General features: G+C 70.4%; 6 protein-coding genes. 2 read left to right on the forward strand and 4 right to left on the reverse strand.

From position 1 onward, the window contains the following. The 3 genes from GT354_RS10840 to GT354_RS10850 all read right to left on the reverse strand — a co-directional run. Window positions 1-915, reverse strand: a 915-nt coding sequence (locus tag GT354_RS10840) for a phytoene/squalene synthase family protein (protein WP_161356072.1), incomplete at its 3' end; no start/stop codon positions are given. Further along, complete coding sequence (gene crtI, locus GT354_RS10845) at window positions 912-2,456, reverse strand: phytoene desaturase family protein (protein WP_161356073.1); 1,545 nt, start codon at window positions 2,454-2,456, stop codon at window positions 912-914. The genes crtI and GT354_RS10840, both read right to left, overlap by 4 nt. Next, on the reverse strand, window positions 2,453-3,598 hold the full coding sequence (locus tag GT354_RS10850) for a polyprenyl synthetase family protein (protein WP_161356074.1): 1,146 nt from the start codon (window positions 3,596-3,598) through the stop codon (window positions 2,453-2,455). Before GT354_RS10850 ends, crtI begins: the two co-directional genes overlap by 4 nt. Before the next feature lie 329 nt (window positions 3,599-3,927). Between GT354_RS10850 and GT354_RS10855 the strand changes: the two genes are divergently transcribed. Next, window positions 3,928-4,365: a hypothetical protein gene (locus GT354_RS10855; protein WP_161356075.1), complete on the forward strand. Its 438-nt coding sequence runs from the start codon at window positions 3,928-3,930 to the stop codon at window positions 4,363-4,365. A 288-nt stretch (window positions 4,366-4,653) separates the two neighbouring features. Continuing rightward, a complete protein-coding gene (locus tag GT354_RS10860; protein ID WP_161356076.1) occupies window positions 4,654-6,177 on the forward strand; it encodes a M1 family metallopeptidase in 1,524 nt (507 codons plus the stop codon). Between the two features lie 207 nt (window positions 6,178-6,384). Here the strand turns inward: GT354_RS10860 and GT354_RS10865 are convergent, their stop codons facing one another. Further along, on the reverse strand, window positions 6,385-7,581 hold the full coding sequence (locus tag GT354_RS10865) for a hypothetical protein (protein ID WP_161356077.1): 1,197 nt from the start codon (window positions 7,579-7,581) through the stop codon (window positions 6,385-6,387). Window positions 7,582-7,756: the final 175 nt, after the last annotated feature.

Consider the following 7,756-nt stretch of genomic DNA (forward strand, 5'->3'; position numbering starts at 1 on the left):
CCACACGAGCGTGCCCAAGCCGCGCGTCGCGACGAGCGCGCGCCGGCGCCGGGACACGGTCGCCCGATGGTGCAACACGGGGTACTCGCGTGCGGCGATCTCGTCGAGAATGCGCGAATACAACACATAGGCCGTGTGCACGCAGGGGCGGGTCAGCGGGTCCAGCATGGCGATGCCGGCCACCGCCTCACGGTAGACCCGACGGGTGAGCGCCTCCATGTCGCGAAACGCCGCACGTACCCGCTCGGGGCTGCGACCGCGGTCGCGACTCCACCGCAACAGTTCACGATCCACGCCGTGCGCGGCGAGCAGTTCGCCGGGGAGATAGACGCGGTCCCGGTCGAGGTCCTCCCCGACGTCACGCAGGAAGTTGGTGAGCTGGAACGCCTCACCCAACGCCGCCGCGTGCGGCGCGGCCTCCTCGACGGGCACGACCGTGCCCAGGATCGGCAGCATCTGCAGACCGATCACCGCCGCCGAACCATGCATGTACACGCGCAGGTCCCGGTACGTCGGATAGTCGGTGACGTGCAGGTCCATCTCTATCGACGTCAGAAAATCCGTGAACAGGCGCTGGTCGATGCCGTAGCGGCGCGCCGTGTCGACCAAGGCGCGAACCACCGGCGACCGGGTCTCGGCCGACGCCGTGCCCCGGTGCAATTCGGTGTTCAGCCTCGCCAACGCCCGAGCCCGTCCGGCGGCACCGGCAGGTCCGGCGGGGCCGTCGACGATGTCGTCGGCCCACCGCGCGAACCCGTACAGCGCGTGCACCGCCGGCCTACGCTCACGCGGAAGCAGTCGGGTGGCCAAAAAGTAGGTGCGCCCGTGCCGGGCGTTCAGCCGCCTGCACGTGAAGTAGGCGTCCCGCAGCGCCGGATCGGTGATGCCCGCCGCGTCCAGTTCGCGTCCGCTCACGGTCGGCCCGCCTTCGTCGTCGACGCGGCCGGCGAGCGGTACGCAAAAGCGCGGTGCCGGGAGTCGCGCACGCCCGTCACGCGGGCGGCCGCGAGTTTTCCCGAGATCAGGACGGTCGGAACACCGACCCCCGGCGTCGTTCCACAACCGGCGAGGACGACGTTGGCCACCCCGCCGACGAGATTGCGCGGCCGAAACGGACCGGTCTGGGTAAACGTGTGCGCGATCGAGAACGGCGTCCCCGCGCCATGCCCCTGTGCGGCCCAGTCCGCAGGGGTGACCAGGCGTTCGGACTCGATGGAGGCGTCGAGACCGTCGAAGCCGCGTCGCTCCAACTCGGCGACGATACCGTCCCGATAGATGGGCCCCAGCCGGGCCCAATCCAACGGCGCCAGTGCCGTGTTCGGGCACGGGGCGAGCACACAGTGCAGGTGCCGGCCCGGCGCCGCCAACGAAGGATCGGTGAAGGTGGGCCGGGTGATCAGCAACGACGGGTCGCTCATCACGCGGCCGTCGCGGGTGAGTTCGGCGAACGTGCGCGACCACGCCGCCCCGAAGGAGATCGTGTGGTGGTTCAACCGCGACCAGCTCCGACGCGTCCCCAGGTGCAGCACGACGGCGGAGGGCGAGTAGCGAAGCGGCACCGGACGGCGGGGCGCGCGCCCGAGCAGCCGATGGACCACGGGCAGATCCGGGGTCAGCACGAGCGCGTCACACGCGACCCGGCGCCCGTGCACGGTGTGGACGGCCACGACCCGGTCACCGAGCCGCTCCAATCGGGACACCGCGTCGCCGTAGTGGAAACGCGCCCCGGCCGCGACCGCCGCGTCGGCCAGTGCGCGCGGCACCGCGTGCACACCACCGCGCGGGAAATGGACGCCGGCGATCGTGTCCATGTACGAGATGACGGCGTAGGCCGCCATCGCCTTGGCAGGCGACACGCCCGCGTACAGGGACTGGAACGTGAAGACGCGCCGTAGGCGCTCGTCGCCGAGGAACCGGCCGATGCGGCGGTCGAGCCCGCCGAACCCGCCGAGCGCGGCCAGCCGCGCCAGGTCGGCGTTGAGCACACCGAGCGGCGAGTCGAAGTTGGCATCGATGAAACGGCGCATCTGCGCGCGATACAACCGCTCCAGCCACGCGCGCATCGCCACGTAGCCGGCGGCCTGCTCGGGGCCGGCGAAACGGCGTACCTCCTCCTCCATCGCACGCGCGTCGCTGTGCACGTCCAGGCTCGAACCGTCGGCGAACTCGGCGCGGTAGGCCGGGTGCAGGGGGACCAGGTCGAGCCGTTCGTCGATCGAGTCGCCGACGGCGGCCAACGCCTCGTCGATCAAGTGCGGCATGGTCAGGACGGACGGTCCGCTGTCCGCGCGATAGGCCCCGAACTCGACCAGGCCCGCCCTCCCGCCCGGCCCGTTCTCCGCCTCGATCACCGTCACCCGTCTCCCGGCACCGAGCAGATGCAGCGTGGCGGCCAGACCGGACAGCCCGGCGCCCACCACCACCACGTGATCGGTGGGCCCGCGCACGGCCTTCATCGGGCCGCTCCCGACCCGGGGCACACCAGGTCCGGATCGTCGTACGGCTCCCGACCCGCGGCCCGCCGCAACAGCGACCGCAGTCGATCCGCGGCGTCCGCGTCGACGTCGGCGTCCGCCAGGCGTTCGAACGCCGACCCGACCAACTCGTCGATGCGCTGTTCGACGGCCGCCCGCGCCCCCAGGTCCACCAGTACCTCGCGCACCTGCCGGAACCGTCGCGGTGACAACGTGACACCCAGGCTCTCCCGCAACAGGCGACTTGCCGCGCCGTCCCCCCGCCGATCGGCTCGTTCCAGGGCGACACCGAGCAGATAGGTGCTCTTGCCCGCACGCAGGTCGTTTCCGCCGGGCTTGCCGGTGTGCTCGGGATCGCCGAACGCGTCCAAGAGATCGTCGTGCAACTGGAAAGCGACACCGGCTTGCCGACCCACCGCCCGCAACGTCTCGATGCGCCGGGTATCGGCCGTCGCGACCACGGCACCCAACTGCATCGGACGGTCGACCGAGTACAACGCGCTCTTGCCGTGCGCCACCCGCAAAGCCGTCGCGGGGGAGTGGTCACCCGCGGCCTGGGCGTACAGGTCCAGATGCTGGCCTGCGACCATCTCGGTGCGTACCGCCCGCCACACCTGTGCGGCGCGGCTCCGATCGGGCTCGCCGAGCCGACTCTCCGCGAAGAGGTCGTCCGCCCACACCAGGGCCAGATCACCGGCGAGAATCGCCATCGAGCGCCCGTGACCGTCCGCGTCCCCGGCTCGACGTTCGCGCCGATGCCGCTCGGCGTGTCCCACGTGCACCGCCGACCGCCCGCGACGCACCGGCGCGTCGTCCATGATGTCGTCGTGCACGAGTGCGCAGACCTGAAGCAGTTCCCAAGCCGCCGCGATGCGCAACACGGCGGCGGACCGGGGATCATCGGAGCGCCCACCGGCGGTGCGCCATGCCCACCAGGTCAGGCACGCCCGCAATCGCTTTCCACCCGTCATCGCGAACGAGACGACGTCGGCGGCCAGTTCCGCGGCGAAGACCTCGCCCAGCGTCGCGGCCTCGTCCAGTCGCTGCCGAAGGTATCGACCCAGTACCTCCTCCACGGCGTGAACGGTGTCACCGTCCGGATCGACGCTTCCCGACAACGACATGGGTGCTCCGGAACAAGACGGGCGCCGTGAGCGGTCGGCGCCGAGCGGTCATTCGGGACGCCCGATCCTCCGTTCACCAACGGGCAAGAGGGCCGGAAGACACCTGTCCCGATGCCCGAACTCCGCATCGGCTAACGGACGGTGCTCCCGTTCACCCGACTGCCGTTCCCGTTCACCCGCGCTCCGGCAAAATTCGGCACGGACGCCCGGTGATCGGAAAGCATCGACCATGCGGCCGGCCCGCCGGCCGGCGGCCCGGCCTCGTTCCGACGTTTCCGTCGGGGCGGCCCGGGCAATCGGGCCCGAGGTACCGGACGAGAGGACCACTCGTGCCCGACTCGGCTTCGTTCTCCTTCGAGGACGCCCACCGTCGCCCCGCCGGGGTGGACGACGCCACCGTGGCCGCGCTCGGGAGAGTGTCGGAGGCGTGGGAGTACACCGCCCGCGCCCGCGGACACCTGTACGCGTTCCATCAGCTCACCGGTAGCGCCGACCGCATCCTCCGCGACGCGGTGGACATGTTGCGCGCGGCCGGACACCCGGACGCCGCCGACGTCCTGGCGACCGAGATCGCAGGCCGCAACGTGATTCCGGGACACTGGACCTTCCAGATCGTCGAGGCGTACGACCACACGTACTACCAGCCGTTCGCCGACGCGGAGCAGCGCCTGCGAGACGACCTCGTCGGCGGTAGGCGACATCTGTACGAGGCCGAGATGAAACAGCGGCTGCGCACTCGCGGACACCCCGACCACACGTGGGACTGACCCGGCTTTCGACCTCCCACCGCCATCGGGCACGTGGCCGCCCGCATCAATTCCGAGGCATTGTGCCTCGATATGAGGCCGGGATAATTTCGAGGCAGCGTGTCTTGATATTGGCCTCGCTTTCCTCGACTCGTGCTCCCGCCACCGCCACCCCCGAGGGGGCGGTGGCGGCGCCGCCATGTGGGTTTGCCTTCGTGTGCACGTCCGAACGTTCGGGCGTAGGACGCGGCTCGTCGGGACAAGGATCGAACCGACCCGTAATTGCGACCGACCCCGTGGAGGAACACTGTGCGCAAGAGGCCGATCGTCTCCGCCGCTGCCGGCGCGCTCGCCCTGCTCCTGTCCGTCCCCGCCTCCGCCGCCCCGGCCGGCCCGGGAGCGGCGGGCATCGGCGACCCCTATTACCCGAACGCCGGCAACGGCGGCTATGACGTCTCGCACTACGACATCCGACTCAAGTACCAGCCCACCACCGACGAATTAGAGGGCACCACCACCATCCTGGCCACCGCCACCCAGGACCTCACCCGGTTCAACCTCGACTTCGTGCTCGACGTGAAGGAGGTGCTGGTCAACGGCCGTGCCGCCGCCTTCGCCGGCACAGGTGAACACGAGTTGGTGATCACCCCCGCCCGGGTGATCACCAAGGGCAGCCCGATCACCGTCGTCGTCCGCTACGCCGACAGGCCGGGCGAGGTCGAGCGCGGCGGCCAGTCGGCCTGGCTGCGCACCCCCGACGGCGGCGTCGCCGCCAACGAGCCGGAGAGCGCGGCCTGGTGGTATCCGAGCAACGACCACCCGACCGACAAGGCCACCTTCGACGTGTCCGTGCAGGTGCCCGACGGCACCCAGGTGATCAGCAACGGCACCTCGACCCAGAGCTCGCGGGCCGGCTGGACCCGCTACACGTACCGCCAGTCCAAGCCGCAGGCCACCTACCTGGCCACGCTGGCGATCGGCAGGTTCGACATCCGCACCGACACCACCCCGGGCGGGCTGCCCGTCATCACCGCGTACAGCACGGACCTCGGCGACAACGCCGGTGCGGCGCGGGCCAGTGTCGAGCGGACCGGCGAGCTGGTCGACTGGCTGAGCGGCTACTTCGGCGCGTACCCGTTCGGCACGGTCGGCGGCTACGTGCCCAACGTGCCCACCGGCTACGCGCTGGAGACCCAGGGGCAGATCTTCTACAGCCCCGCGCAGTTCGCCCGGGGCACCAACACCTCCGTCGTGGTACACGAGTTGGCCCACCAGTGGTACGGGGACAGCGTGTCCGTGCAGCGCTGGAGCGAAATCTGGCTCAACGAGGGCTTCGCCCGATACTCGCAATGGCTGTGGTCCGAGCACGAGAACGAGGGCACGGCCCAGGAGTTGGCCGACTACGTCTACAACCTCTACCCGGCCGACCACGCGTTCTGGACCGTCAAGCCGGGCGACCCGGGCGCGGACCAACAGTTCGCCGGTGCGGTCTACGACCGGGGCGCGGTGGCGGTACAGGCGCTGCGCAACGCGGTCGGGGAGGACGCGTTCTTCCGGATCCTGAAGGGATGGCCGACCGAGCGCAGGTACGGCAACGCCACCATCCGGGACTTCCAGGCGTACGCCGAGCGGATCTCCGGCAAGCCGCTGAGCGAGCTGATGAACACCTGGCTGTTCACGGCGGCGAAGCCCGCCGCGGGGTCGGCCGGGGTGGTGGCATCGAGCCCGGCGAAGTCGAGTCCGGCGCCGACCGCCACGGCGGTCGTGCCGTCGGAGCCGAGGTCGTGGAAGAAGATCCAGGAGACCAACACGGTGCACGACCACAAGGATTGACGACTCGCCCGAGGTGAACGCCCGAACGGCGCGGTCGTCCGCTCTCCTGCGGACGACCGCGCCGTTCGGTGTGCCGCCCCCGCGACCGCGCCCACAGCCACAGCTTCAGCCGCGGGCGCGGTCGCGGCACTCAGGCGCGTCATCCGGCCTGCCGAGGGGTTTGTCGGCCACGTCCCTCATCACCACCTGCCCCACCGATCGACACGATCAGATCCGCTCCAGGCCCAGGCACTGACCGGGCGCCCCGGTCTGGATCGGCTTGCTGCGGTCGTACGGGTCCGTCTTGGCGGCCCCCGAGGGCGCCGAACCACCCTCCTGGTCCGAGAACTCCGGCCGTACGAAGCCGTCCAAGCGGTTGCACGAGCTGTTCGAGATGTCGACGTCCTGCTGGGTGATCCAGACCTTGCCCGGCGGGGTCGCGGTGTACTTGGGTCCCTTGTACACCGTGGTGTCGAGCACTCGGCGCACGACCGATCGGGTGACCGTCGCCGCGGGGCCGCTGTGCGGCCTGGCCACGGGATAGACGAACGAGTAGTCGGCGTGCACCGTCAACATCCCGTCGACATCGGTCGCATAGCTCGTCACGCCGTTGACCTTGACGACCGCGCCGACGAGTTCGACCTCCGCCGCGTCGAACCGGGTCACCCAGGTCGTCGCTCCGGGATCCCACGCGTTGGTCGTCAACGCGCTCTGCAACTTCTGCAAGCCGTCTTGCTCCGGATCGAGCAGTCCCAGATAGGCGGTCGGAGCGCCACCCATCAGCGCGCTCCGGTCCAGATTGCCCGCGACCAGCAGCCGTCGCACGAGCGCCAACGCGTCCGAGACCTCGCGCGCCGTGTAGCCCGGCACGGCCTTGGCGTCGGGAAGGGTCAGACCCGCCTCGTTGTCGGCGTAGTTCAGCGCCGGTGAGCCCGCGAACGGATCGGCCCGGGTCGGCGTGTCGGGATCCACCGCCTGCTTGCCGGCCACCGACGGCACCGACGTCGCGCTCCCGGTCACCTGGGGTTGGATCAACGGGTCGTCCGCCGCCGACGTGGACGATCCGCCGCCGAACCAGTGGCGTGCGCCGCCCAGATCCAAGGCCACAGCCGCGACCACGATCACGACGACCACCACGAGCAGCAACTTGACCCGAGAACCGCGGCGCGTGCGCGGCGCGGGCCCCGCACGCCACGGCTGGGCGGGCTCGGGCGGCGATTCCCGCCACCGCTGCGCCAGCATCCGGGCCCGTGCGGAGCCTTCGGACGTGGTCGCGCCTCGAACGAAATCCTCGTCGAACACATAACCCGCGAACGGGTCCGCTCCGCCCCCCTTGCCCACCGAGTCGCGCGACTCGTCGCTCGACTGACCACCGGTCCGGTCGCGGCCATCGCCTGCGCCCGGAATCCCCCCACGATCCGACACGCGGGAAAACTACCGGTGCCAACCGACAGTACGGGTGTGCTGTGGCGCAGATCACGTTTGCCTCCCCGAAGCGAAACGTGATCGAGTCGGGAACGTCGGCGAATGTTGGACTTACCGCTCCGGCTTGTTCACCCGACACACCGTCAACCGACCTGCAATGAAAGGAGGTTGGCGT

Origin of the sequence: Streptomyces sp. SID3343 (genome assembly GCF_009865215.1) — a bacterium.
GTDB lineage: Bacteria > Actinomycetota > Actinomycetes > Streptomycetales > Streptomycetaceae > Embleya.

Coding starts and splice junctions, on each gene's coding strand:
- GT354_RS10850 (WP_161356074.1), bottom strand. CDS start 3,598: ATGTCGTTGTCGGGAAGCGTCGATCCGGACGGTGACACCGTTCACGCC.
- crtI (WP_161356073.1), bottom strand. CDS start 2,456: ATGAAGGCCGTGCGCGGGCCCACCGATCACGTGGTGGTGGTGGGCGCC.